Below are 24,727 nucleotides of genomic sequence, written 5' to 3'. Positions count from 1 at the left end.
CATTCTGACTGCGAAAATATATATCAACGTTAGCGCGCAATGCTCTCCCCGCCACGCCTGCCCGCTTAATGGGGCTCTTTTAATGCAGGTACATAGGTGGCCTCAGGCCGCGCCAGAGCTGGCGCTGGCGGGGGAGGCAGGAACGTGAAAACGCATGCAAAACCATGCACCTTATGCATGCATGGCTTAATCCGGGAAAAAGGGCGGGATTTGCGGGGATTTTTGACGGGCTACTGCGCGGCCAGTTCAGCGCGTTTTCGGACGTAATTCTGGTTTTGTGCAGGCGTGAATTTTTCACGATTATCATCCCGCGAAGCCGTGTCAGGCCTGAATCCGATGGCTGTTAAAATGTCATTATCCTGTGCGGAATAATTTATTTTTTCACCAGCGGCCAGCCACACCGACAGCGCTTCACGCAGATAATCGACTGAATGCTGCATCACGCAGTGTTTTACAGCGGGATGCTGGTTGTTATAGCCCATCAGCTCAGGTGCAAGAGCGGCGGTCAGCTCCGCGGCGTGCGTCTGCATAAAATCATTCAGGCGGTTACGTATGCTGATGCGCTGCACGTCCTCATGCGAACGAATATAGCGACCGGCGGCCTGATTAATCTCCCATTTTTTCACGTCGATAATATCGCGCAGGGTTTGCAGGTTACGGGAGCTGTTAGTCTCACCGGTGGCTAACAGTTCTCCGTATTCCTGTTCGGCGTCAGTCAGCTCGTGTTTGCAGTTCAGCCATTTGGCTTTGTTATCCTGGCAGGCTTCAAAAGCCTGTTGTAGCGTTGATGTTGTCATCAGGGAGCTCCGTCGACGTTACAGACTTTGTTTTTTTAATGTCCCTGCATGAGCAGAGATAAATTCATCTTCCATTAAATCATTCTCAGAAGGTGGCCGTATGATCGTGTCAAGAGACTCCATCGTCCGGAATGTGGCCGAACAGAGAATATTGGTGCACTGGTAATAAATCTGTTTGACTGTTTCGGAAAGATAGCGGCTGGTACGTGTCCGTGTCGGACACTGACAGAACGGGCAGTGCATCATGGCAGCATTCCTCGTGCTTCAAGGTCAGCCTTACGCGCACTCAACTTGTCAAAGTAGGCCTTGCGCTGTCCAGCGGTTACTGCAACGCCGTAATCCATATGTGGCAGCGTCTCAGCCGACAACCCGACTTTAAAAAGTAGCGGCTCGTCAGCCAGATGGATATGACAGTTTTTCACTGCTTCCTCAAGCCGCGCTTTTACATACTGCATGACAGCTTTATCCGGGGCTGTGTAACTCTGATTCCCGATGGAGTTAGCGAGCGGATTACTCATCGCCAACATTTTGAGTTTCATCGCCCGGACAAGCGCCCCGCATGTATCATGCAGCGCGTTATCCAGTTCTTTTTCCGCGTACTGACTGAGCACGTTGTGATGTGCCTGGCGGTAGGCTCTGGCCGTACTGTCGCAGTTACCTTTCAGCCGGTCGCATTCAAATGTCAGCACCTCAGCGAGCTGGTCACACTCCTGTACCAGTTCACGTGAAGCTACACGCTCCAGATGCTGTTGTTTCAGCTCGTCCGTCAGCACCGCACCACCTGCACGAAATGCCGTGCGCCATTCACTCGCTTCACTACCGCTCTCCAGCTCAAGCTCTGTTTTTTGCTGTGCGGTACGGGCAATAGCATTGGCTGTGTCATCCATCATGCGGGCGTTTTCAAGATGTTCGGCTCTGGCCGCGCCCAGTTGCCAGAATGCCGAAGACAGATAGTCAGGAATGGTCGTGGTGGTCATGGTGTTACTCCTCAGTGATGTCAAGCTGAGGTGATTCTGCATCGCGTTGTACAACAACTCGATCCAATACAGTTGTGGCAGAAACCCCACAAACGGAGGCTACAAAAGCGGCTGGCCAGAAAAAGGTCGCTGGATAACCTTCTCTCTCTGATTGTTTTTTTACATATAACTATTCACTACTGTTCACTTTAAGAAAAAATATAAACAATACATAAAGTTAAAGAGTGAACAGTTGAGAGAAAAGTGTTCACCAACTGTTCACTACTGTTCACTCGTCCATAAATCGCGAATGTAAATTTTCTGCTTCAGTGCCTATTAATTACTGACATTAATTCGTTAAAAAACGATTGGCATTTCACTTTAATTTTTACCAGTTGCTTCCAGAGGGCTCTAGAGGCAATTAGAGTAGTTGTAGTCATATATTATTCGATTTGATATTTTTGGTGCCTGATTTCCCCCTGTTGCATTGAGGAAAAATATTCACACAATAGAGAGCTACCCGATTCCGGACGGATAAGTTCGGATCTCTGTGGAAATTAATGAGGTAGCGTTATGCACACAGCTTTATCAGTACCAGTTTCCCGCTCTTGAGCACATTTAATGCCAGTTTCAGCCCCGACTCAGGAGCGTTTTTTACGCCTCCCGGAAGTGATCCATCAGTGTGGCCTGTCACGCTCCACTCTCTACGATTTAATCGCCCGTGAGGCTTTCCCGGCGCAGGTCTCCCTCGGCGGAAAAAATGTCGCATGGCTTCAGTCCGAAGTGACCGCGTGGATGGCGGAACGCATTGCTTCACCGCAATCGGAAATGTGACGTATGAATCAGAGCCGCTTTCAAATAACCCCTTTTTCTGGCTTGCATTTGTTGTGTGTTTCCTGGTACAGTTTTCTTGCTGTCGCAAAATCGGCAGCCGGGATTTGCAGCCCGTGTAATTCACAGGCGACACAACACGCGCCTTGCGTGTTTTTTTACGTCGTAGCTCAGGCACACCTATATTTCGGGCTGTGGTGTTTACACCGTGGTTCCAGTCAAATAATGGTGGCTCGAGTGGGGCAGTCTTCGGACTGGCCGGTATTCTGTGAAGCCGGTACTGCAAACCCTGTTCGGGTCACCACCAATGAGATTTGCAGCTCCGGTGGTGGCGTTAACCGCTATTCACAGGAGGTTGCCCTAATGGCTACGCCCCTCACCCAGTCTCACCCCAAATTTATCTTTGTGTTTGCCGCCGTTCGTCGCGCAGACCGCAAGCCCCGTATCTGTATGCTCCGCACTGTTGCCGGTGACGAACAGGCCGCCCGTCGCTCCCTTGTTCGCGATTACGTGCTTTCCCTTGCTGCCCGTCTGCCGGTCGCGGAGGTGTGCCATGCATAACAACACTCAGAGCGTCTCAGCGCGTTGTGAGGTTCAGGAACATCTCAGCCCTGAGTCATTCCATAAACTCAACCGCGCCAGCGCCATGTCGCATTTCGTCGGGCTGGATTTGCAACAGCGTGAACTCTCCGGCCTGCACCAGCTTTCCGTTCCTCATATTCTGAGCTATCTGCATGAGGACATCAGTTATGTGCTGGAGGAGCTGAAGGCTAAAGGCCTGTGTCGGGATTTTATTGCCCCGTCATCTGTGAACGGAGGTGAGCACCATGTGGACTGACCCCGCCCCGGTAGACGATCCTGCCCTATAGTTNATAAACTCAACCGCGCCAGCGCCATGTCGCATTTCGTCGGGCTGGATTTGCAACAGCGTGAACTCTCCGGCCTGCACCAGCTTTCCGTTCCTCATATTCTGAGCTATCTGCATGAGGACATCAGTTATGTGCTGGAGGAGCTGAAGGCTAAAGGCCTGTGTCGGGATTTTATTGCCCCGTCATCTGTGAACGGAGGTGAGCACCATGTGGACTGACCCCGCCCCGGTAGACGATCCTGCCCTATAGTTGGACTGACCCCGCCCCGGTAGACGATCCTGCCCTATAGTTTGGACTGACCCCGCCCCGGTAGACGATCCTGCCCTATAGTTTGAGCATAGGAGGAGCGTATGGGCACACCACGATTTACACCTGAATTTAAGGAAGAAGCCGTCCGTCAGATAACAGAACGCGGTTATTCCGTTGCCGAAGTATCCGACCGTCTGGGCGTTTCTGCACACAGCCTCTACAAGTGGCTACGGGCTATCAAACCTGATAACAGCGAACAGCATGCCCGGGATTTACTGGAAGCCAAAAGCGAGATCCTGAAACTCCGGGCGCAGCTAAAACGCACCGAAGAAGAACGGGATATCCTGAAAAAGGCCGCGCGGTACTTTGCAAGGGAGCCCGACTGAAGTACCGCTTTATCAATGAACACCGCACTGTATGGGGTGTGATGACGATGTGTCGGGTACTGAATGTCGCCCGGGCCGGGTTCTATGCGTGGCTGCACAACCCGGTCTCGGCGCGTGATAAAGATAACCAGCGTCTGCTGATGCTTATCCGCGACTCATATTCACTGAGCGGAGGCGTATACGGTTACCGGCGGGTTCATGGCGACCTGAACGAAATCGGGGAAACCTGCGGCAAAAACCGGGTGGGTCGTATTATGCAACAAAACCGGATCAAAGCCGTACGCGGCTATAAAGCGCCGCGTCGTATCGCCGGCCGGCCTTCAGTGGTTGCCCCTAATCGCGTGCAACGGCAGTTTACTGTTGTCCGGGCCAATCAGGTCTGGGTCACAGATATTACTTATATCCGCACCTGGCAGGGCTGGCTGTATCTGGCGGTGGTTATCGATCTCTTCGCCCGTAATGTGGTCGGCTGGTCGATGAAGCCCACTCTCTCACGCGAACTGGCACTCGACGCGCTGATGATGGCCGTCTGGCGGCGAAAACCGGACGGCGAGGTCATCGTGCACTCAGACCAGGGCAGCCAGTACGGCAGTGACGAGCAGGCGTGGCAACTGCTGGGATAATGCGGTGGCCGAATCGTTCTTCAGTTCGCTGAAAAAAGAGCGGATCAGAAAACGCATCTATAAAACCCGGGATCTGGCCCGGGCCGATATCTTCGATTACATTGAAGTGTTCTACAACCGGGCCCGGCGCCACAGTCACCTCGGCGGCCTCAGTCCGGAGGCCTTCGAACAGGCCTCATCGTGAGGACAGAATTTGTCTACGGGCGTGGGGTCAGTCCAAAGAGCATACAATCGTTCTACTTACCTTGAACAACGAGTAGAACTGATGAGGTGGTGGGGGAGCTACGTCTCCACCTTCAAGTAATCAATTTAATGGAATTAAAATGAGTGCTTCTGTTCATAATCCCGATACATACATGTTTGATTTTCGACAGCTAGTAACTAATGGAAGAAAAAAAATAGGTATTCTTATCGGAGCTGGAGCACCGGTAAGTATTAATATTGGAAAAGACGAAAAATATGAACCTTTAATACCTAACATTGAAGGTTTAACAAAGCATGTAAAGGACTCTCTTACAAAAGAATTGTTAGATATATTTGAAATCCTTGAGGGATCCAGCGGTAAAAACAACCTAGAAAAAATATTATCCGATGTAAGGACTCTTGCTGATATAATCGGGCAACATAGTGTTCATGGAGGCAATGCTGAAACATATAAAAAATTAGAGTTAGATATTTGCTCAAAAATTAAAGAAGTAGTCAGCAAACCTCTTCCTGATAGTCAAAACCCTTATAGTGAATTAATATCTTGGATAAATGGCATTAATAGAAGCTATGGAGTTGAAATATTTACTACTAACTATGATTTACTTTGTGAAGATGCTTTAGAGCGTTCTCAAACGCCTTTCTTTGATGGATTCACTGGTTCCAGATTCTCCTTTTTTGATCCCGCAAGCATTTCAACAAATGACCTGCCACCAAGATGGGTAAGGCTGTGGAAATTACACGGTTCGATAGGTTGGACGATGCGGCCTAATGGACAAGTTACTAGGGTTCCGGAATGTGAAGTTTCTAATATGGTGTACCCTTCGCATATAAAGTATTCTCAAACCCAAGCGGCTCCATTCTCAGCCTTGTTTGAAAGGCTTAAAAACTTCATTATGGAACCAGATACTTTATTAATTACAACAGGATTCTCATTTGCCGATGCTCATATATCATCAAAAATAAGCGAGTGTCTTTCAGCAAACCCTACTAGCGCGGTTATAGCTTTCCAATATAAAAATATTGAAGAAGAATCTTATGCTATAGACTTAGCAAAACGAACGCCAAACCTTAGTGTCTATTGTAGGGATGGTGCAGTAATTAATACAATAAGTGCCCCCTGGAAAACAGGTGAACTGCCTAGTAAAAACTGGAATTATGTTAGAAAAGAATATTTGAATGATAACAAAGAGTTTATCTTAGGAGATTTTAAAGGACTTGCTAGATTCTTAGCAATTGCCGGAGGAGAAGTTTCTTCTTCACCAATACTTTTTGAAAGAAAATCTGAGGATAAAAATGATGACTAAAATAGCTATGGCATCCACGTCAATTGGCGTCATAATATCAATCTCTAGTTCATCAGTCACGATTAGGCTTTCAAAAAAAGTAAACTCTGGGTTATTAGTACTTGAGGGAAGGACGCATAAGGTCGGCCAGGTTGGAAGTTTTGTTAGGATTCCTCAAGGTTATAATGACTTATACGGTGTGGTTGGGTCCAGTAATGAAAATGCGATTATCGATAATAATGAAATAGTCTCCTCCGATAGCAGAATTATTGTTGTCGAGTTAATAGGGGAAAGTTCATGTGGTTTTTTTGACAGAGGTATTAGCCAGTATCCATCGGTTGGTGATGATGTCCACATGGTTTTAGACTCAGATTTAAAGATAGTTTATGGTTCAAAAAGTGACAATTTGGTCACAGTTGGAAAATTAGCCAGTTCAGAAAGTATAGATGTTAATTTAGATATAGATAAACTAGTTACAAGACACTCAGCTGTAGTTGGCTCAACTGGTTCTGGAAAATCAACTAGTGTTTCAGGTCTATTGCGCTCAATTTGTCAGTTAGATGGTACGGACAATAACTCGGCAAGGATACTACTAGTTGATATGCATGGAGAATACTCCGCAGCACTAAAAGATATATCAAAAGTATTTTCTGTCGACCCAATAGGTGAAGAATGTAAGTTAAAAATTCCTTTTTGGGCACTTCCAACAGAGAAACTTATTGATTTTTTATGCGGTAATGTAAATGAAGCCAGTAAAAATTCAATGATTGAATTCATAACTGAAAACAAAAAAGAATCAATCAAATCCAATAATATAAAATATATCAACGAAAGTAAGGTCACTTCTTTCACCCCACTTCCATATAATCTTAATAATTTATGGTTTAAATTTACTTTCGAAGATACAGTGACTTATCTGGAAAAGGAGTTTATTCGCCCTGCTTTTAAAGATAACATTCAAGGTGACGCATCTACTCTGGAACCACCAAAATTTATCCCGCCAGGAACGGCAAGCAACCCTCCCTTTAAGAAAGGCAGTCATGTTCTAACAAAGCAATTAAATCTAATGAAAGCCAGAATGCTTGACAGTCAATATTCCTTTTTCCTTTCACCTGAAGGATATACCCCTGAAGAAAATGGAAAGATTACTAATGACCTTGATCATCTTCTAAGTGAGTGGTTAAACCATGAAAAACCAATATCAATTTTAGATTTATCTGGAATGCCTTCGAATCAGTTAGATATGCTTTTAGGATCTATAGTGAGCATTGTATTTGAAGCATCTATTTGGGGTCGTAATTTAGATGCTGGATTGAAGCGTAACCCAGTACTTTTCGTGCTAGAGGAGGCTCATAGATACCTTTCTAACAATGATGATGGTCTAACAAAAAATCTTGTGCAACGTGTCGCTAAAGAGGGAAGAAAGTTTGGAGTTGGCCTAATGATTATTAGCCAGCGGCCATCCGAAGTTGACGATACCATTTTGTCTCAATGTGGAACATTGTTTGCCTTAAGGTTAACCAATGCAAGCGATCGGTCTAAAGTAAAAGCTGCAATGTCCGATGGTCTAAGTTCTCTAATTGACTCATTACCCATATTGAGAACAGGGGAAGCAATAATTATTGGAGAGGCAGCAAAACTGCCTTCACGATGTAAATTTAAGTTACCACCAGACGGCCTTTATCCTGACAGTCAAGATCCTGACGTCAGCAAATCATGGTCAAATCCTAGAGATCCCAAGAAAAATTACACCAAAGTTATCGAAGCATGGCGTTTAAACAAACCAATTAAAGAGGATTAATAAATGGAAAGAAAAGCTGTTAACTCATCTAACTTAGCATCGGTTGGATATGACGAACCATCTCAAACACTTGAGATTGAATTTCATCATGGTGGTGTTTATCAATACTATGATGTACCAGAACATGTTTACATGGAATTAATAAATGCTGGTTCTATTGGTTCTTATTTTAGCCATAATATAAGGAATGATTACCCTACTCAAAAAATATAACCTATCGCCATTTTCGCGCAATGCTCTCCCCGCCCCGCCTGCCCGCTTAAGGGGCCGCTATTGATGCAGGTGCATGAACGGCCCCTGAGCGCGCCAGTGCTGGCGCTGGCGGGGGATTTAGTGTCGGTAAGACGCATGCGAAACCATGCACCTTATGCATGCATGGCTTTTATACTTAAAAATAGCGGGATTTTTTGGGATTTTTAAGGGGACTACTGCACGGCCAGTTCTGCACGGCGGCGGGTATAATTCAGGTTCTGTGCAGGTGTGAATTTTTCACGACTATCATCGCGCGAAGCCGCGTCAGGCCTGAATCCGATGGCCGCTAAAATGTCATTATCCTGCTCCGAATAATTAATTTTTTCACCGGCGACCAGCCAGAGCTGTAGCGCCTCCCTCAGATAGTCGAGTGAGTGCTGCATGGCGCAGCGCTGAACGGCGGGATGTTGCCCGGAATAATTCATCAGTCCAGGGGCAAGTGCGGCGGCCAGCTCCGCACCGTGCACCTGCATAAAATCATTTAAACGGTCGCGGATGCTGATTCGCTGTACTTTCTCATACAATCAGATATAACAGTCCGCAACCTTATGAATTTCCTACTTATTTACCTCAATCTCACGCAGCGTTTACAGTCTTCGTCCGTTGTTTCCGTCACTCACGTGTAATAAACTACCAGCATTATTATCAGCCCCAAAAGGGCTGATAATAATGCAACTAATTTTGACTTACCGTTAAAAAAGCCAGCGACCAGCATTTGCCGATTCAATAAGCATACTTACTGTCAACGGCTCGGGCGCATGATGATCGGTTCTAAGATAGCGGGGCAATATCGCATTTGGGAGGAATCGAATCCCCTCATTAGGGAAATATCGATTAAAGACAAAATCAGACATATTCACATTCAGGCTTTCTGAATATTCCTCCAGAAAATCAGTCATATCTTCCGGCAGTACACTTTGTTTTCCTGTGCTTACAGAAGTATCGTCAGACATTTCCCAGAAGTGTTTTTTAATGAGTTCCCTGACGAGTGCTGCTTTGTCTGTCATTACCTTTCTCCTTGCCCAACGATAAGCTGATAACGGTGGATAACGTTATGGGTGATCATGGCAAGGTCATAGGCCGTCAGTACGGCACCAACCCAAGGGAGCCATCTCCCGATGTATGCTCCTATACTGGTTGTGTATGCCCATTCGCCACGCAAGAGTTTTGCCCATGTGATGGTTCTACGACCCTGCTTAAAACGCTGTCGAATAAGCGCACGAAGTCCAAGAGAAAGCGGGCTTGTCCCCCTGGTTGCAGCGCCAGCCCCCAGCTTCCCACTGACAGGGATTACCGGCAAGCTGACTAACATGGAAGCAATTGCCATCAAATCAATCACATCACTAAACTGCTTTTTAAATTCATCCAGAATAAGCCAGTAAAGTAGCTCCTCTTTGTCGACGCTCATTCCCTCAAAGAAGTATGTTCCGTTTAACTGTTCGGTCGTATCCATAGCCTTTCCCTGTTTAAGCTAACGAACTAAATGCTAATACTGGCCTTTGGTGTCGTCCAGAACATACTCCACAACATTATCCTAAATTTGGATTTAGGCGTTGCCGCTACAAGGAATGTAGGGAAAGAATGCAAACCAAGTCAACTTTGCATATCTTCAAGCTTCAATGGATACCAGAAATTGCCAGACGGCATTATCATTCAATGGGGGAAGTCGACTTCTGGCACGGTTGGCACCATTATCGGCGGCTTCGTCGGCGGCGCGCTTGCCGCATGGGAAATGGGACGTTTGTGGAATTGATTATGCAAAAGGTTAATTCAATAACATTGGTTAAGGTTAGTGAAGCTACCGATGTATCCCAGGCTCAATCTGACGTTGTGCTCAATGGTAAAAGCACCGGCATTATTGTACCGGGGCAAGTGCTTGAAGCAGCGGTCCAGGTTAATGAGCAGCGTTACATCCTGTTTCTGACGGATGACATTATTTTTGAGGAATCCCTGACGATTGCCCTTATTGACGTTCATGACGGGCTTAAAGAAATTGTTCGTTTGGGAAATGAGTACTCGACAGGGAGTTTTGCGGATCTCCTGGTCACTGACGATAGCGTGGATTTCAGGTTTTTTGGGGATTATATCTGGACACTGAAAGTATCAGATTCACCCCGCCTGCGGCTTCCTTTTGTTTCCGATCCAAAAGATGTTAAACGGGAGTCTGGTCTGAAAAAGTACATAACGATTTCTGCCACACCGGCGTCGGAAAACGTAAGCTGAAGTCATTATTTAACAGAATGAAAAGGCTTTCTGGTGAGCTGGATAAATGCACCTGAGAATTATGCAGCCCCGGATAGCCAACCAGAATCTCCATCAGTAATAACCCTATTCACCTGATGAAATCCTGAAAGCTCGCACGGTACAACCCCTGCGGGCTTTTTAGTACCTCACCCCACCGTTCCCCATCCCTTTGACAAACATCAACACCCTCTCCCCCTTCCTGCGCAAAATTACCCACGCCACCCAGCGCTACGGATTAGCCGCCCCAACCCGGAAGGAACTCCAACATGTACAGACCCATTACCGTCATTATCTTTATTCTCCTGACCCTCGCTGCCCTCGCGGAAATAGGCATTTTATCCTTTGGATAATCCTCAGGCGAAATATCCCTCATCAGGGCACGTTGATCTCATTACAGTTTTTTCCTAAAGCCATCCCGCTTCGCCTGTGCCATGCTAAATCACGCTCATAACCGATAACGTTAAATGAGGATATTATGAAAAAAACAATTATCGCATTATCTGCCGTTCTGCTGGCTTCCCCAGTATTTGCTGCGACCACACATGCAACTGACGATACCGTCGCGGCGGCGAACGCAAACGCCAACGAGGCGAAGCAAAAACTGCACGAAGAGCAGAACAAAGGTGAAGAGCTGAAGCTGAAACAGAAGCATGCTGCGGAAGGCAAGAGCGAGAGCCTGGGCAGCAAGGTCAGCGAAGATTCCCAGAAAGCCTGGCATAAAACCAAAGAAGGCACCGAGAAAGGGTGGGATGCCACCAAAGAAGGCGCTGAGAAAGGCTGGAACAAAACCAAAGAAGGTGCCAGCGAGCTGGAAAAGAAAGTCACTGAGTAAGTATTTATACTCACAAAAAGGTCGCGCTTGCGGCCTTTTTTATTTCTTCGAATACAATTAGCACCTCGGGCGTTTACGCATTGCGCACTTATCGGAGAAACCACGATGTATCGCCTTTTGGCCTTTCTGAACGTTCTGCTGTTATGTCCTTCCCTGCATGCTGCCCCGAAGAGCTACATTATCGACACCGATAACACCGCCATTCGGCTGTCGTGGCATGCCTTCGGCGGCATCCTCTCCTGGGCGACGTTCAGGGGCGTGACGGGCGCCGTGACGCTCAACCCGGAAAACGACGTCGACGACCATATTCACGTCACCATTCCCGTAGCGACTCTCGTAGCCTCAAACAAGCTGCTCACCTGGCAGCTGAAAAGCGATATGTTTTTTGAATCCGAGCGCTACCCGACTATCGAGTTCATCAGCTCTCGCGTGGTCGCCCAGGGCGACGGGCGATTCAGGGTGTTCGGCACGTTGACCGTACGAAACATTGCCCGCCCGATGATCCTGGAGGCCGTCGTGAGAGACCCGCACGCGCAGGCCCTCACGCTGGATGCCACGACGGCGATCTCGCGCGCGGCCTACGGGATGGATAAGTTTGCCCTGGTCGTGGACGATCGTATTGCCATCGCTATTGCGATTAAGACGAACGACGTGCCGTCATCCTGAGATGAGCCGCTGTAGCTGCTCCGCATTTCCCCGCAGATGAGACGGCGGGTTGCGGCCAATGAGGACAAACTGGTAGCCCGCCTCCTGCCACCACGCCAGGTTCATGCCGTGCCGCTGCTCCTGGCGCAGAGAGGCCGTCGCCTTTTCATCAACAGGAGAGATACAGAGCGCCATCGGGCCGTAGTCGGCGTTGATCCAGGCAATCTGCGCGATCGAGGTGGTTTCATAGCGCAGCATTCGCACCATTTTCAGCTCTGCCCCCTGCAGGACAAGCTGCGACATATTCAGCTTCATGCCGATATCCTGCGCGGCTCGTTCCAGCCCGCGCTGCAGGACCGGCGTTGCGCTGTCCATATCCAGTAGCGTCTCGACGCTGTACAGGGACATATATTGCGCTTCGAGGTCGCGAATATGGGCGTTCTCATCCGCTGGCGAGGAAGCGGGCCTCAGCAGGTAGCCCAGCCCGGATCCGACCATCAAAAAGCTGACCGACGCGGCAATCAGCGCCCGCCTGCTGACGCCAGCCGGCGTGGAGGATTGTGGATCGGAAAGGGCCGCCAGACGCGCCTGCATTGCCTCAAGTGGCGCCTCATCCAGCAGGGGGGCAAACGCCCCGGCGAAATCCTGGGTGCTTTTCATCAGCTCGGCGGTTCGCCCGGAGAGGCGTTCATCACTTTTCAACTGTTCTTCAAATTGCTGCGCGTCGGCGCGGCACATCTCGCCATCTATCCATGCCACGATAGCGTCGTCGTTATAGGGCGGTGCAAAACGGTGCGCGTTCAAGAGCGTTTCTCCTTTACCGGAGGCAGTGCGTCAGCGAACCTGGCAAGCCGAGCTCGTGCCGTCGCCAGCCGGCTCATCACGGTACCGATCGGCACCGCCAGAGTGTCCGCCGCCTCCTGGTAGGTAAAGCCTTCGACATAAACCAAAAATACCGCGTTGCGCTGGGCTTCAGGCAGCGCGTTGACGCGCTGCATCACCTTAAGGTAATGCAGGCGCGTCTCATCCTGTTCACGGGTGTCCGGCGCCAGAAGCTCGTCGCTGGCGACAAATCCCTGCCCCTGACGCACGTGTCGTGCCCGAAGTTCAGAGATCCAGATGGAGTGCAGTATCGCGAACAGCCACCTGTCGATGCGCGTGCCCGGCGTATACTGGCTGCTCCTTTCAAGCGCACGCACGCAGGTGGACTGAACCAGCTCTTCGGCGATATCCCTGTTTCGCGACAGCACCAGCCCATAGCGCCAGAGATGCGGCAGGTGTGCGGCTAACTGTTGACGAACCTCACGGGTAGCGATGTGTTTTCCCTCCACGAGAAAATCAGGACTCCGGATGTCCGTTGATAGCGGCCTGCAGGTCACGATACTCCTCGCAGGACTGGCCACAAATACCGGCAATCACCTTCAGCTGTTCTTTCGCGAGGTCAGGACGCCCTTTTACCATCCACGCTTCACCGAGATATTCCCGGGCTTTGGCATAATCCGGTGCGATAGCCAGCGCGCGCTGGTAGTAACCAATCCCTTCGTCCGTGCGGCCAAGCTTGCGCGTGGCGAACCCGCGATAGTTCCACGCTTCAGGAGTATTGCCATTTTTCAGTGAATCAAGCAGGTTCAGCGCCGCCTGGTACTCGCCTTTCTTCGCGAGATGGTACGCATAGTTGGTTTTGTCCTGGTCGCTGAGGCTGCTGCTCTTGTCCGGCACGCATTTCTGGGTGGCGCTGTCATACACCTGTCCGGAAGGACAATCGGGCGTTTTGCTCTCGGTACTATTATTGCCCATGGCTAGCGCCAGGGGGGACAGCAGGGAAAAAATCAGCACCGGGATCAAACGAAACGAGGTCGTGTTCATACAAAGCTCCAGGGTAAGAAGGAAGTGACGTCAGTTAACGCCCGACTGACGATTTTTATTCATTCTCACCGTGAATATTTTGCTGTCGCAAAATCATGCTGACGTCGTAGCCCCAATGGCTATGAATCAGATTATTTCACCCTTGCCTTAACGTTATTATTCTCGCGCAATAGCAGAGTTTTAAGCCTACATGATAATATATTTCATTATACAAGTAACATAATATATCTTATATCAAAAACGTTAATCTAACTTAAATGCATATTAAGCGCGCTTAAACAATAACGTTAAATGTTATATTTTAAATGTCCCCTACCAATTATCATACTGCGTTAATCATATTTAGAAGCAGCCTCAAAAGGAAAAGACAAAACAATATAAAACAGAAAGTTATGCAATATGAGCTATTAACACCCCTATGTATTAATGCCATCTTTATTGTTTTGGCACTTATTTACGAAAGCTTAAGTTGCACAACTATCGTTTTCTGTCTATATCATTTTTATATTTTGAAAAATAATTCCTCTATTAAACACAGGGTTTTATAAGACGCAAAACACCCATAAAAACTGTTCTCTTTTATAAGTCATTAGATTCGCTCTGATGTTGCCACTCTGAATTCTGGCGGGCATCGTGCGCGCTAAAAACGACGGTGAGTGCTGCGTTATAACAGCAACTGCGCCGGGGGCGCCCTTTACCTTCTGCAGAGATGGCTCGTCTTGCTTGCCGTTCATGATACATCTGCTGGAGTAATGCCTAAATGAGCCAAATCTCTGTTATATCGAAACTTACTGGCGTGGAAACGACCACGGAAGGCACACAGATTACGCTGAGCCATTCCTCTATCGTTGAGCTTCATGTCGAGCGAGCGAGCGTCTCCCACTTCGCGCGAAATGGGAACGATCTGCTGGTTACGCTGCACTCCGGCGAGGTGATCACCCTTAAAAATTTCTACGTCACGGACGCGCAGGGCGTGAGCCAGCTGGTACTGCAGGACAGCAACGGCGCATTATGGTGGATTGAAGATCCGACCGGAGCCGCCACGTACGAATCCATCGCGTCCACGGACGTGCTGCTTGCGGCCTCCGGGAGCGACGCCGGTGGTGCCGCCATCTGGCCATGGGCCCTGGCCGGTATTGCCGCTGCGGGCGGCATCGCGGCGGCGGCAAGCGGTGGAGGCGGCGGCGGTGATAGTGGCAGCAGTAACAATTCGGCCGATCCGGATACGACAGCGCCGAACGCGCCTTCCGGCCTTAAGTTCTCTGCAGATGGCAAAACCGTCACCGGTACCGCTGAACCCGGCAGCACCATCACGCTGAAAGACGCGAACGGCAACGTCATTGGCACAGGAAAAACGGGCAGTGACGGCAATTTTACCGTCTCTCTCGACACACCGTTGACCAACGGCGAGCAGGTGACCGCCACAGCGACGGATAACGCCGGGAATACCAGCCCGGGCACAACGCTCAACGCGCCGGACACCACCGCGCCCGATGCGCCAGCCATCACCAGCGTAACGGATGATATCGCCCCGCAGACGGGGGCAGTCAGCAACGGCGGCAGCACCAACGATCAGCGTCCGCAGCTTACCGGCACCGGCGAAGCGGGCTCGACAGTGACGATTTATGACGGCGGAGTCGCTATTGGTACGGCGGTCGTCGCCAGCAACGGCACCTGGACTTTTACCCCGTCAGTTGTTCTGAGCGAAAGCACCCACCAGATTACCGTGCGGGCAACCGACACCGCCGGCAACACCGGGCCTGCCTCGCCGGTGTTTACCCTGACGGTGGATCTTACTCCGCCGGACGCGCCGACCGCGATTGTGCTGACCGACGATACGGGCGTTATCAGGGGAACCATCACGTCGGGCGCGCTTACCGATGCTTCACTGCCGATCCTGGCGGGAACGGGCGAGCCCGGTGGGACCATCACCATCTACGATAACGGCGTGGTTGTTGACACAACGACGGTGCTGCCCAACGGCACCTGGAGCGTCACGCCGAACGGTCCGCTTCCGGACGGGACACACTCCATAACCGTCACTGAAACTGATGCCGCAGGAAACCTGAGCGCGACCTCAGAGCCCGTCATCTTCACCGTGGACACCACGCCGCCGTCTGCCCCGGGTAATCTCGTGGTGTCGAATGATGGCGGCACCATCAGCGGCATCGCGGAAGCTGGCAGCACGGTGACCATCCGTGAAGGCGACGTCATCCTTGGCACGGTTGTTGCGGACAGCCAGGGTAACTTCAGCCTGACGCTGACCCCGCCAAAAGTTAACGGCGAAATCCTGACCGCTGACGCTACCGACACGGCAGGCAACACGGGGCCCGCAACCTCCGCGGCGTCACCGGATATTACCCCACCGCAGACGCCAGTTATCGTGTCGGTGATGGATGACGTGCAGGCCACCATCGGCCCCGTAGGCCAGAACGGCCTCACCAACGACCGGGCCCCGACCGTGAACGGAACGGGCGAAGCGGGCTCGACCATCACGATTTATAACGGCAGCGATGTCCTCGGTACGGTGGTTGTTCCCTCCTCCGGCCTGTGGAGCTTTACGCCGCCCGCACCGCTGACCGATGGCACGTACGAGCTGACGGCGAAGGCGACGGATCCCGCCGGTAACCCGAGCGGGTTGTCAGCCCCGTGGACAATCAACGTCGACGGCACGGCACCTGGCGCCCCGGTGATTTCACAAGTCGTGGACGATGTTCCCGGCCGCACCGGCTCGCTCGACATTAATGAGACCACTAACGACGCCACCCCGACGCTCAGCGGTACCGCCGAAGCAAACGCGACGGTCACCGTGCACGTGGACGGTGTTGCTATTGGTACGACCGTCGCCAATGGTCTTGGCGTATGGATCTTTACCCCTTCCACCCCGATCGGTGAAGGCCCCCACGCCCTGACCGCCGTCGCGACCGACGCGGCAGGTAACACCAGCGGCGTCTCCAACACCTGGACTCTGACGATTGACAGCGTCGCGCCTGCCGCCCCGGTCATTACCCAGGTGCTGGATGATGTGCCGGAGCGCCTCGGCGCGCTCAACCCCAACGACAGTACTAACGACACCACGCCGACGCTCAACGGTACGGCTGAACCTGGCTCAAACGTCACCATCCGCCTCGATGGCACCGATCTTTTCACGGTCCAGGTCGACGACAACGGCACGTGGACCTATACCCTCACGACGCCTCTTGGCAGTGGGCCTCATACCTTTACCGTTGTCGCCACCGATACCGCGGGTAACACCAGCCAGCCGTCAGGCGGCTTCACCCTGACCGTCGATACCACGCCGCCTGCGGCGGCAACTATCGCCACCGTGACCGATAACGTCGGTGGCGTTCAGGGCACGCTCAGCAGCGGCGATACCACGGATGACACCCAACCCCTGCTGCAGGGCACCGCCCCGGCTGATGCGACGATCACCGTCTATGACGGCGCCACCCTGCTCGGCACCGCCACCCTTGACGGCAGCGGAGGCTGGAGCTTTACGCCCGTTACCCCGCTCACTGACGGCCCGCATTCCCTGACGGTTCACGCCACGGATGCCGCAGGCAATACCACTATCTCCAGCCCGTTTGTGTTGACGGTAGATACCGTCGCACCTGCAACGCCGGATATCCCGGTCATCACCGTCAATCCTGACGGAGCAGACACAACGCTGAACCCGGGCGAAACCACCCGCGACACCACGCCAACCCTGAGCGGTACCGGCACGGCGGGCGATACCGTGACGATCTATAACAACGGCACCAAACTTGATGATGTCATCGTGGACGGTACCGGCAACTGGTCCTGGACGCCATCACCCCCACTGTCCGGCGGTACCTATGACATCACCCTGACCGTCACCAACGTGGACGGCACGGGTAACGAAAGCGCCCCGTCGCAGCCGATAACTTTCACCATTGATACCGAAGCGCCGGCTACGCCTGCGGCACCGACCGTCACCGACAGCGTTACACAGATCACCGGCCCCGTTCCCGATGGCGGAACCACCAACGATCCGCGCCCGGTTCTGAGCGGCACCGGCACGCCGAACGACGTCATCAACATCACTGACACCGTCAACGGCATATCGACCGTCGTGGGCACCGTAACGGTAGACAGCAGCGGTAACTGGAGCTGGCGCCCTGGCAGCGACATTGCCGAGGGCAGCCACGCCTGGACCGCCACCGCCACCGATGAAGCGGGCAACGTCTCTGACCCGTCGCCAGCGATTACGATCGTCGTGGACACCCTGGCGCCGGATACGCCGGTGATTAGTGCAGTGGGCGGCGCACCTGATGGTGGCTTTATTACAGATACCACACCGACAGTGGGTGGAACCGGGGTTAACGGTGAGACGGTGATCGTCTACAACAACGGCGTCGAAGTGGGCCGTGTCGTGGTGGCTAATGGAGAATGGAGTCTGGCGCTTCCCACGCAAACGGACGGTCCGCTCAACATTACCGTGGCGGGCGTGGACGCAGCGGGCAACGTCAGCGCGCCGAGTTCGGTCTTTACCGTCACCCTCGATACCGTTGCGCCTGGGATACCGCAGATTAATGGCGTCTCAGACAGCCAGCTCACCAACAACGTGCTCTACACCCGCGACGGCGCGCCGACCCTTACCGGGACCAGCGAACCCGGCACCACCGTTATCGTCTCCGTCGACGGTATCCCGTCAGGTGTGCCGGTCACGATACAGCCGGACGGCAGCTGGAGCTGGACCGCAGGCACAACGCTCTCAGACGGCCCGCATACCTTCACTGTCTCCGCTACCGATGCGGCGGGTAACGCTTCAGGAACTTCAGCCCCGCTGAGCGTGACGGTGGATACCCAGGATCCAACCGCCCCGGGCAATCTTAGCCTTGCTCCAGAAGGTACACCGCTGACCGGAACCGCCGAGGCTGGAGCACTCATTACCGTTAAGGATAGCGGCGGAAACGTCATTGGTACCGGGGTTGCGACCGGAGGCAACTTCTCCATCGCGGTCAGCCCGGCCCCGCAGGATGGCGCGACCCTGACCGTGACCGCAACCGATGCGTCCGGACGTACCAGCCCTGATGCGACTTACAACGTCACCGGTACGCTTCCGAATCTTCCTGACGTGCCCGTCATCACGGCGATCGTCGATGACGCGGATCCGGTCACTGGCGATGTGAAAGGCAAAACAACCAACGACACCACGCCAACGCTTACCGGTACGGCCGAAGCGGGCAGCCTGATTACCATCTATCAGGACGGCAGCGCGACGCCATTGACAACGGTGACCGCCGACGGCAGCGGCAACTGGAGCTATACGCCAGCCGCGCTTGGCGAGGGGCTGCACACCTTTGTGGTGACGGCGACCCTCAACGGCCAGACCAGCGGCCGCTCTCCGGCGGCCAGCGTCACCGTCGACCTCACCGCACCGGGCACGCCAGCTATCGGCGCGGTGATTGACGACGTCGGCCCGGGAACCGGTCCGCTGACCAGCGGCCAGACCACCAACGACAACCAGCCGACCCTCACCGGCACCGGCGCGGTCGGCGATACTATTTCCATCTACAACAACGGCGTGCTGCTGGGGACCGCGGAGGTCGGCAATACCGGCACCTGGAGCTACACCACGCCCGTTCTGGCTGAAGGCAATAACGTCCTGACTATCCGCGAGACCGATCCGGCGGGGAACCAGAGCGGTCCTTCGGCGGGCTTCACCGTTGTGGTGGACTCCGTTTCCGCCACGCCGGTCATCACCAACGTCACGGATAACGTCGGTAACACCGCGACCACGGTGGTTAGCGGCAGCGAAACGAACGACGCCACGCCAACCCTTTCGGGGACAGCGGACGCAAACAGCGTGGTGACCATTTTCGACGGCGGCACCCAGATTGCCGTGGTAACGGCTGACGGCACCGGCGCGTGGACGTTTACTCCTGACACCGCGCTCGGCGAAGGCTCACACAGCTTCACCGTTCGGGCAACCGATCCGCTGGGCAACGTCAGCGCGGTCTCAGCCCCCTGGAGCATAGAGGTTGACCTGACGGCACCGACGGTTCCGACGCTGGATAATGTGAACGACAACGTCCCTGGCGGCGTTCAGGGTAACCTCACCAGCGGCCAGGTGACCAACGATAGCACCCCAACCATCAGCGGCACCGGCCAGGCGGGCAGCACGATTCACATCATGAACAACGGCACGCAGATTGGTACGGCGCTCGTTGACGGCAGCGGGAACTGGTCCTTTACGCCGACCGCGCCGCTGGGCGACGGCAGCTACTCCCTGCGCGCGTATGCAACGGATACCGCAGGCAACGCCTCGGCTAACTCGTCGGTCTTCGCCTTTACCATTGATACTGCAGCTCCCGGCGTACCGGTGGTGACCAGCGTGATTGACGACGTCGGTCCGGTCACCGGGACGCTAACGTCGGGTAACAGCACCAACGACGCGCGTCCAACCTTCAGCGGCACGGGTGACGTAGGTTCTACCGTGCACGTGATCGTTGATGGCAGCGAAATTGGCACTGCGGTGGTCAATGCCCAGGGCAGTTGGACCTTCACCCCGGGTACCGATCTGCCCGATGGGCCGCACGCCATCACCTTCAACGCCACCGACGTGGCTGGCAATACCGGTAGCACGACGGCACCGTTTAACCTGACGGTGGATACGGGCGTGCCGTCGGCGCCGGTCATTTCGACCGCGGGTGACAACGCGGGCAGCATTCAAACCCCGCTCTCTTCGGGGCAGAGCACTGACGACACCACGCCGACGCTGAACGGCACCGCGACCGCCAACGCCACGGTCACCGTGTACGAGAATGGCCAGCCGGTCGGCACCGTTCAGGCGGACGGTACCGGCGCATGGAGCTTTACGCCGTCAACGCCGCTCACCAGCGGCAGCCATACCTGGACCGCCACGGTCACCGATGCAGCGGGCAACGTCAGCCTGAACTCGCCGGACTTTACCCTGATTGTGGATACCACCGCACCGAACGCGCCGGTTATCAGCCAGGCGATAGACGACGTGGGCACCATCACCGGCCCGCTCACGTCCGGCCAGACAACCGACGATACGGTACCGCGCCTGGTCGGAACCAGCGAACCGTTTGCTACAGTGAAGATCTATGAGGGAACTACGCTGATTGGCACGGGCACCGCGGATAGCAACGGAAGCTGGAGTATCTTACTCAACACTACGCTGACGGCGGGCGCGCACAGCTTCACCGCGCAGGCGACGGATGCGGCAGGCAACACCAGCGTGTCGTCCACCAGCTTCAGCCTCACCGTCGACACCACGCCGCCTGCGCTGCCGGTGCTGACCAGCATTCTGGATGACGTGGGCAATGCGGCAACGCCGGTGGCGAACGGCGGATTCACCAACGACGCGCAGCCAACCCTCAGCGGCACGGCGGAAGCCGGGTCGACGGTGAAAATCTTTGATAACGGCGTACAAATCGGCAGCGTGACGGCGACCGGCGGAGCGTGGAGCTTTACGCCATCCCCGGCGCTGGCCAACGGTCCGCACAATTTGACCTTTACCGCCACCGATGCGGTGGGCAACGCCAGCGCGCCGACCGCCGGGTATGTGATTAACGTCGATACCCTCGCGCCGGGCGCGCCGGTTATCAGTTCGGTGATTGATGATGTCGGCAGCGTCACCGGTCCGGTGACCGGTACGAATCCGACCAACGACACGCGCCCAACGCTGAGCGGAACCGCCGAAGCGAATGCCACGGTGCGTATCTACGACGGCATTACGCTGGTGGGCACGGTGACCGCAGACGGCAGCGGCAACTGGACCCTGCCGCAAACCACCACGTTGACGCAAGGAACGCATAACTTCACCGCCACGGCCACCGATGCGGCGGGCAACACCAGCGTGGCGTCAGCCGTGACGACGATTATCGTCGATACGACCGCCCCAACGGCGCCAACCGGGACCCTCAACGCCGACGGTAGCGTCCTGACCGGAACTGCGGAAGCAGGCAGCACCGTCGCGATCCGCCTTGCGGACGGCTCAACGGTGACCGCCATTGCGGGCAGCAACGGCACCTACAGCTACACCTTCATCAACAAACAGATCGAAGGTCAGACGCTGCAGATCACCGCTACCGACGCCGCGGGCAACACCTCCCTGCCGGGCTCCGCCCTTGCGCCGGTGGTGCCGCTCTCTGCCAGCAATAACGTCGAAGAGCTGGACCTCAGCACCACGGCCACCGTGACCAACAGCCAGTACAGCGATTACGGCTTCCTGCTGGTCGGCGCCGTGGGCAACGTCCTGACGCTGCTGGGCAATGATACGGCCCAGGTCAACTTCACGGTGGGCAACGGCGGCAGCGCGGATATCGTGGTGAACGCCAACGCCACGGGAGCGGTGCTCTCTCTGCTCAACACCCTTGAGCTGGTGGTTCAGCATTACGTCAACGGCGCCTGGACCACCGTGGTGGACACCGGCCAACCGCAGTTTGCCGATCTCCTGACCCTCGGCGCAACCGGCGTTTCGCTGAACCTGACCGGGCTGGCCGACGGCGACTATCGCGTGCTCAGCTACAACACCAACCTGCTGGCAACCGGCTCCTACACCAGCCTCGACGTGGCGGTGAAAGAGACCGGTCCGGGTACGGTTACGGGCGACACCAGCCTCAACGGCAACGTGATCCTCGATACGGATCCGACCGCCGGCAGCGACAACGCGCCGGCCGGAACCACTATCTCCACGGTTACTAACGCGCAGGGCGTCACCACTAGCGTGAACGCCGACGGCACGGTGATTCAGGGCCAGTACGGTACGCTGACCATTAACCGCGACGGCAGCTACACCTACAACCTGACCGACACCAGCGCCGCAGTCATTGGCCGCACAGAGAGCTTCAGCTACACCATTACCCACAACGGCGTCAGCGCCTCGGCGAACCTGGTTCTCTCTCTGGGTGCCGGTACGGTGAACGGCATTGTGGCGGTGGACGACACGGCCTCGCTGACCTTTGACACCACCGTGAGCGAGATTAACAACGGCACATCGTCTCAGGGCGGCGTTACTCTGGTAGGCATTAATCTCGGCAGCACGCTGGGGCTTAACCTGCTGGACGACATGACCAACCCGATTATCTACAACGTGGAGGAAGGCACGACCCGCACCATGACCATCCAGGCCTCCGTGGGCGGCGTGGCGCTGGCGTCGGTGTTCGACCTGTACGTCTATAAGTTCAACAATGCGACCCAGACCTTCGAGCAGGTTCGCGTTGAGTCGGGCTGGCTGCGCGCCCCGGTGCTGGGGGGAACGTCACCTCAACTGACGCTGAACCTGCCTGCCGGGGAGTACCTGTTCCTGCTGAATACCGCGTCCGGGATCGCTGTACTGACGGCCTACACGCTGAGCGTCCTGCAGGATCATGTCTACAGCGTGGCGAGTATCAGCGAAACCACCACGGGCGACGTGCTGGCGAATGACCCGGTTCCAGCGGGCACGCTGGTTACCGAAGTGAACGGCGTGGCGGTCAACAGCAGTGGAACCACCACCATTCAGGGAGAATACGGCACGCTGACTATTAATTCGTCCGGCCAGTACACCTATACCCTGAGGAGCGGCGTGGGGGCGGATCATATCAGCACGCCGGACACCTTCGTCTACACCGTTACCGCGCCTGACGGCTCGAAGGATACGGCATCGCTCAACATCACCCCAACCGCGCAGGCGATGAATGCGGTCAACGACGTCAGCACCGCAATGGACGTCACCTCGGTGCACCACACGTCGGTCTACTCCGATACCACCGTGGGAGTCGCCAGTTGGACAACCGCGCTGCTTTCATCAACCCAGGGCTCCGGCAGCGGAACCTTCGTGGTCGACCCGAATACCGCGCTGCACAACGCGTCGCTGCACTTTAGCGTGGCCTCGCTGCTGTCGCTGGGCGGACTGACGGTGAACTGGACGATTAGCGATGCCAACGGCGTGATCCGCAGCGGCTCCTTCAGCGGCGCCTCGCTGCTGGGCGGCAGTATCGACGTTCCGCTGACCGGGCTGGATCTAAACGCCGGGACCTATACGCTGAGCTTTACCGGTAGCGTACCGGGGCTGAGCGTGGGGAACATCACCATCACGCCAAGCGTGAACGGCACCACCTACTCGCTGAGTGATTTCGACGTCACCGGCAGCCACACCGTCAACGGCAATATCTTTGACGGCACCGATTCTGGCGGCGTGCTGGATCAGCTCCACTCGGTGGATACCCGTCTGAGCGTGACCGGTTACAACGGCGTGACCACCACGCTGGATCCGTATACCGGCAGCGCAACGGTGAACATTGTCGGTCATTACGGCACGCTGGCGATCGGCGCGGACGGTCACTACACCTATACCCTTAACAGCGGGGTATCGCTCTCAACCATGACCTCGAAGGAGACCTTCAACTACACCCTGACCGACTCCACCGGGAGAACGGACAGCGCCACGCTGACTATCAATATGGCGCCACAGTTCATCAGCTCTGAGCATAACGACGCCATCACCGGTACGGCCTACGGCGATACGCTGATTTACCAGGTGCTGAACAGTACGGTGGGGAATGGCACGGCGGGTAACGTCAGCAGCACCGCGGGCGATCACTGGACCGGCTTCTCGCTGGCGCAGGGGGACAAAATCGACATCGGCGATCTGCTGGTCGGCTGGAACGGTAGCGCCGCGACGCTGGGGAATTATCTCCATGTCACTAATAGTAATGGCAATACCGTGATCTCCATCGACCGTGACGGTGCGGGAGGCACCTACACTAATACCACGCTCGTTACGCTTGATGGCGTTCAGACCACCTACGACGAGCTTGTTAACCAGCAACACATCATTACCTGATAGCACCTGCAGGAGATGACCCGGGCGCACAGCGCCCGGGCATAAATAATAAAGCCGTACTCTTTTT

Annotated in this window: 20 protein-coding genes and 2 pseudogenes; 13 read left to right on the top strand and 9 right to left on the bottom strand. The window is 54.4% G+C overall.

Translation table 11 applies throughout. The annotated features are described in order from the left end of the window. Nucleotides 1-230: 230 nt before the first annotated feature. Genes LA04_RS02410 through LA04_RS02405 form a run of 3 tightly spaced genes read right to left on the bottom strand, consistent with a single transcriptional unit; the run spans nt 231 to nt 1,774 of the window. Nucleotides 231-797, bottom strand: a complete 567-nt coding sequence (locus tag LA04_RS02410; protein WP_047650343.1) for a phage polarity suppression protein — start codon at nt 795-797, stop codon at nt 231-233. 18 nt (nt 798-815) lie between these two features. After that, nucleotides 816-1,043, bottom strand: coding sequence for an ogr/Delta-like zinc finger family protein (locus tag LA04_RS23260; RefSeq protein WP_080750241.1), 228 nt, complete (start codon nt 1,041-1,043; stop codon nt 816-818). Further along, nucleotides 1,040-1,774, bottom strand: coding sequence for a hypothetical protein (locus LA04_RS02405; protein WP_047650342.1), 735 nt, complete (start codon nt 1,772-1,774; stop codon nt 1,040-1,042). Before LA04_RS02405 ends, LA04_RS23260 begins: the two co-directional genes overlap by 4 nt. A gap of 600 nt (nt 1,775-2,374) precedes the next feature. On the opposite strand from LA04_RS02405, the gene LA04_RS02400 reads away from it, so the two are divergent. The 8 genes and pseudogenes from LA04_RS02400 to LA04_RS23245 all read left to right on the top strand — a co-directional run bounded on the left by LA04_RS02400 (nt 2,375) and on the right by LA04_RS23245 (nt 8,215). After that, complete coding sequence (locus LA04_RS02400) at nt 2,375-2,587, top strand: helix-turn-helix transcriptional regulator (protein WP_072015494.1); 213 nt, start codon at nt 2,375-2,377, stop codon at nt 2,585-2,587. 3 nt (nt 2,588-2,590) lie between these two features. Further along, nucleotides 2,591-3,145: a host cell division inhibitor Icd-like protein gene (locus tag LA04_RS23255; RefSeq protein ID WP_072015493.1), complete on the top strand. Its 555-nt coding sequence runs from the start codon at nt 2,591-2,593 to the stop codon at nt 3,143-3,145. Next, nucleotides 3,138-3,422: a hypothetical protein gene (locus LA04_RS02390; protein ID WP_047650341.1), complete on the top strand. Its 285-nt coding sequence runs from the start codon at nt 3,138-3,140 to the stop codon at nt 3,420-3,422. Before LA04_RS23255 ends, LA04_RS02390 begins: the two co-directional genes overlap by 8 nt. Nucleotides 3,423-3,449: 27 nt before the next feature. Then, nucleotides 3,450-3,671, top strand: a complete 222-nt coding sequence (locus tag LA04_RS02385; RefSeq protein WP_047650340.1) for a hypothetical protein — start codon at nt 3,450-3,452, stop codon at nt 3,669-3,671. A gap of 132 nt (nt 3,672-3,803) precedes the next feature. Then, nucleotides 3,804-4,895, top strand: a pseudogene (locus LA04_RS02375) (IS3 family transposase). 139 nt (nt 4,896-5,034) lie between these two features. After that, nucleotides 5,035-6,222 (top strand): SIR2 family protein, encoded by a 1,188-nt coding sequence (locus LA04_RS23250; protein WP_072015492.1) that lies wholly within the window; start codon nt 5,035-5,037, stop codon nt 6,220-6,222. Further along, nucleotides 6,212-8,002, top strand: a complete 1,791-nt coding sequence (locus tag LA04_RS02370; protein ID WP_235211309.1) for an ATP-binding protein — start codon at nt 6,212-6,214, stop codon at nt 8,000-8,002. The genes LA04_RS23250 and LA04_RS02370 overlap by 11 nt, the downstream gene beginning before the upstream one ends. A gap of 3 nt (nt 8,003-8,005) precedes the next feature. Continuing rightward, nucleotides 8,006-8,215, top strand: coding sequence for a KTSC domain-containing protein (locus LA04_RS23245; RefSeq protein WP_072015491.1), 210 nt, complete (start codon nt 8,006-8,008; stop codon nt 8,213-8,215). 212 nt (nt 8,216-8,427) lie between these two features. Here LA04_RS23245 and LA04_RS02365 read toward each other — a convergent pair. The 3 genes and pseudogenes from LA04_RS02365 to LA04_RS02355 form a co-directional block, all read right to left on the bottom strand. Then, nucleotides 8,428-8,775, bottom strand: a pseudogene (locus LA04_RS02365) (phage polarity suppression protein); the annotation flags it as partial. A gap of 171 nt (nt 8,776-8,946) precedes the next feature. Then, nucleotides 8,947-9,261, bottom strand: a complete 315-nt coding sequence (locus tag LA04_RS02360; RefSeq protein WP_045357486.1) for a DUF1493 family protein — start codon at nt 9,259-9,261, stop codon at nt 8,947-8,949. Then, nucleotides 9,261-9,707 (bottom strand): STM2901 family protein, encoded by a 447-nt coding sequence (locus LA04_RS02355; RefSeq protein ID WP_045357489.1) that lies wholly within the window; start codon nt 9,705-9,707, stop codon nt 9,261-9,263. The genes LA04_RS02360 and LA04_RS02355 overlap by 1 nt, the downstream gene beginning before the upstream one ends. Nucleotides 9,708-9,737: 30 nt before the next feature. Between LA04_RS02355 and LA04_RS24620 the strand changes: the two genes are divergently transcribed. From LA04_RS24620 to LA04_RS02335, 4 genes are all read left to right on the top strand, one after another. Next, a complete protein-coding gene (locus tag LA04_RS24620; RefSeq protein ID WP_045357491.1) occupies nt 9,738-10,007 on the top strand; it encodes a hypothetical protein in 270 nt (89 codons plus the stop codon). Nucleotides 10,008-10,009: 2 nt separating this feature from the next. Next, on the top strand, nt 10,010-10,477 hold the full coding sequence (locus LA04_RS02345) for a hypothetical protein (RefSeq protein ID WP_047650339.1): 468 nt from the start codon (nt 10,010-10,012) through the stop codon (nt 10,475-10,477). Nucleotides 10,478-10,973: 496 nt separating this feature from the next. Next, entirely contained in the window at nt 10,974-11,330 is a 357-nt protein-coding gene (locus tag LA04_RS02340) for a hypothetical protein (protein ID WP_023333137.1), read from the top strand. 105 nt (nt 11,331-11,435) lie between these two features. Beyond that, nucleotides 11,436-11,996, top strand: a complete 561-nt coding sequence (locus LA04_RS02335; RefSeq protein ID WP_047650338.1) for a YceI family protein — start codon at nt 11,436-11,438, stop codon at nt 11,994-11,996. Here LA04_RS02335 and LA04_RS02330 read toward each other — a convergent pair. Genes LA04_RS02330 through LA04_RS02320 form a run of 3 tightly spaced genes read right to left on the bottom strand, consistent with a single transcriptional unit; the run spans nt 11,988 to nt 13,841 of the window. Then, nucleotides 11,988-12,779, bottom strand: a complete 792-nt coding sequence (locus LA04_RS02330; protein ID WP_047650337.1) for an anti-sigma factor family protein — start codon at nt 12,777-12,779, stop codon at nt 11,988-11,990. The two genes, LA04_RS02335 and LA04_RS02330, sit on opposite strands and share 9 nt — an antisense overlap. Further along, complete coding sequence (locus tag LA04_RS02325) at nt 12,776-13,306, bottom strand: sigma-70 family RNA polymerase sigma factor (RefSeq protein ID WP_081957634.1); 531 nt, start codon at nt 13,304-13,306, stop codon at nt 12,776-12,778. Before LA04_RS02325 ends, LA04_RS02330 begins: the two co-directional genes overlap by 4 nt. A gap of 7 nt (nt 13,307-13,313) precedes the next feature. Continuing rightward, complete coding sequence (locus LA04_RS02320) at nt 13,314-13,841, bottom strand: tetratricopeptide repeat protein (protein WP_047650335.1); 528 nt, start codon at nt 13,839-13,841, stop codon at nt 13,314-13,316. 760 nt (nt 13,842-14,601) lie between these two features. Here LA04_RS02320 and LA04_RS02310 point away from each other — a divergent pair. Further along, on the top strand, nt 14,602-24,660 hold the full coding sequence (locus LA04_RS02310; RefSeq protein WP_047650333.1) for a BapA/Bap/LapF family large adhesin: 10,059 nt from the start codon (nt 14,602-14,604) through the stop codon (nt 24,658-24,660). The last annotated feature ends 67 nt before the right edge of the window (nt 24,661-24,727 follow it).

The sequence above is a fragment of the Enterobacter sp. UCD-UG_FMILLET genome (genome assembly GCF_000762975.1).
Taxonomy (GTDB): Bacteria; Pseudomonadota; Gammaproteobacteria; order Enterobacterales; family Enterobacteriaceae; genus Enterobacter; species Enterobacter dykesii.
This window is presented reverse-complemented; position numbering and strand designations above follow the sequence as displayed.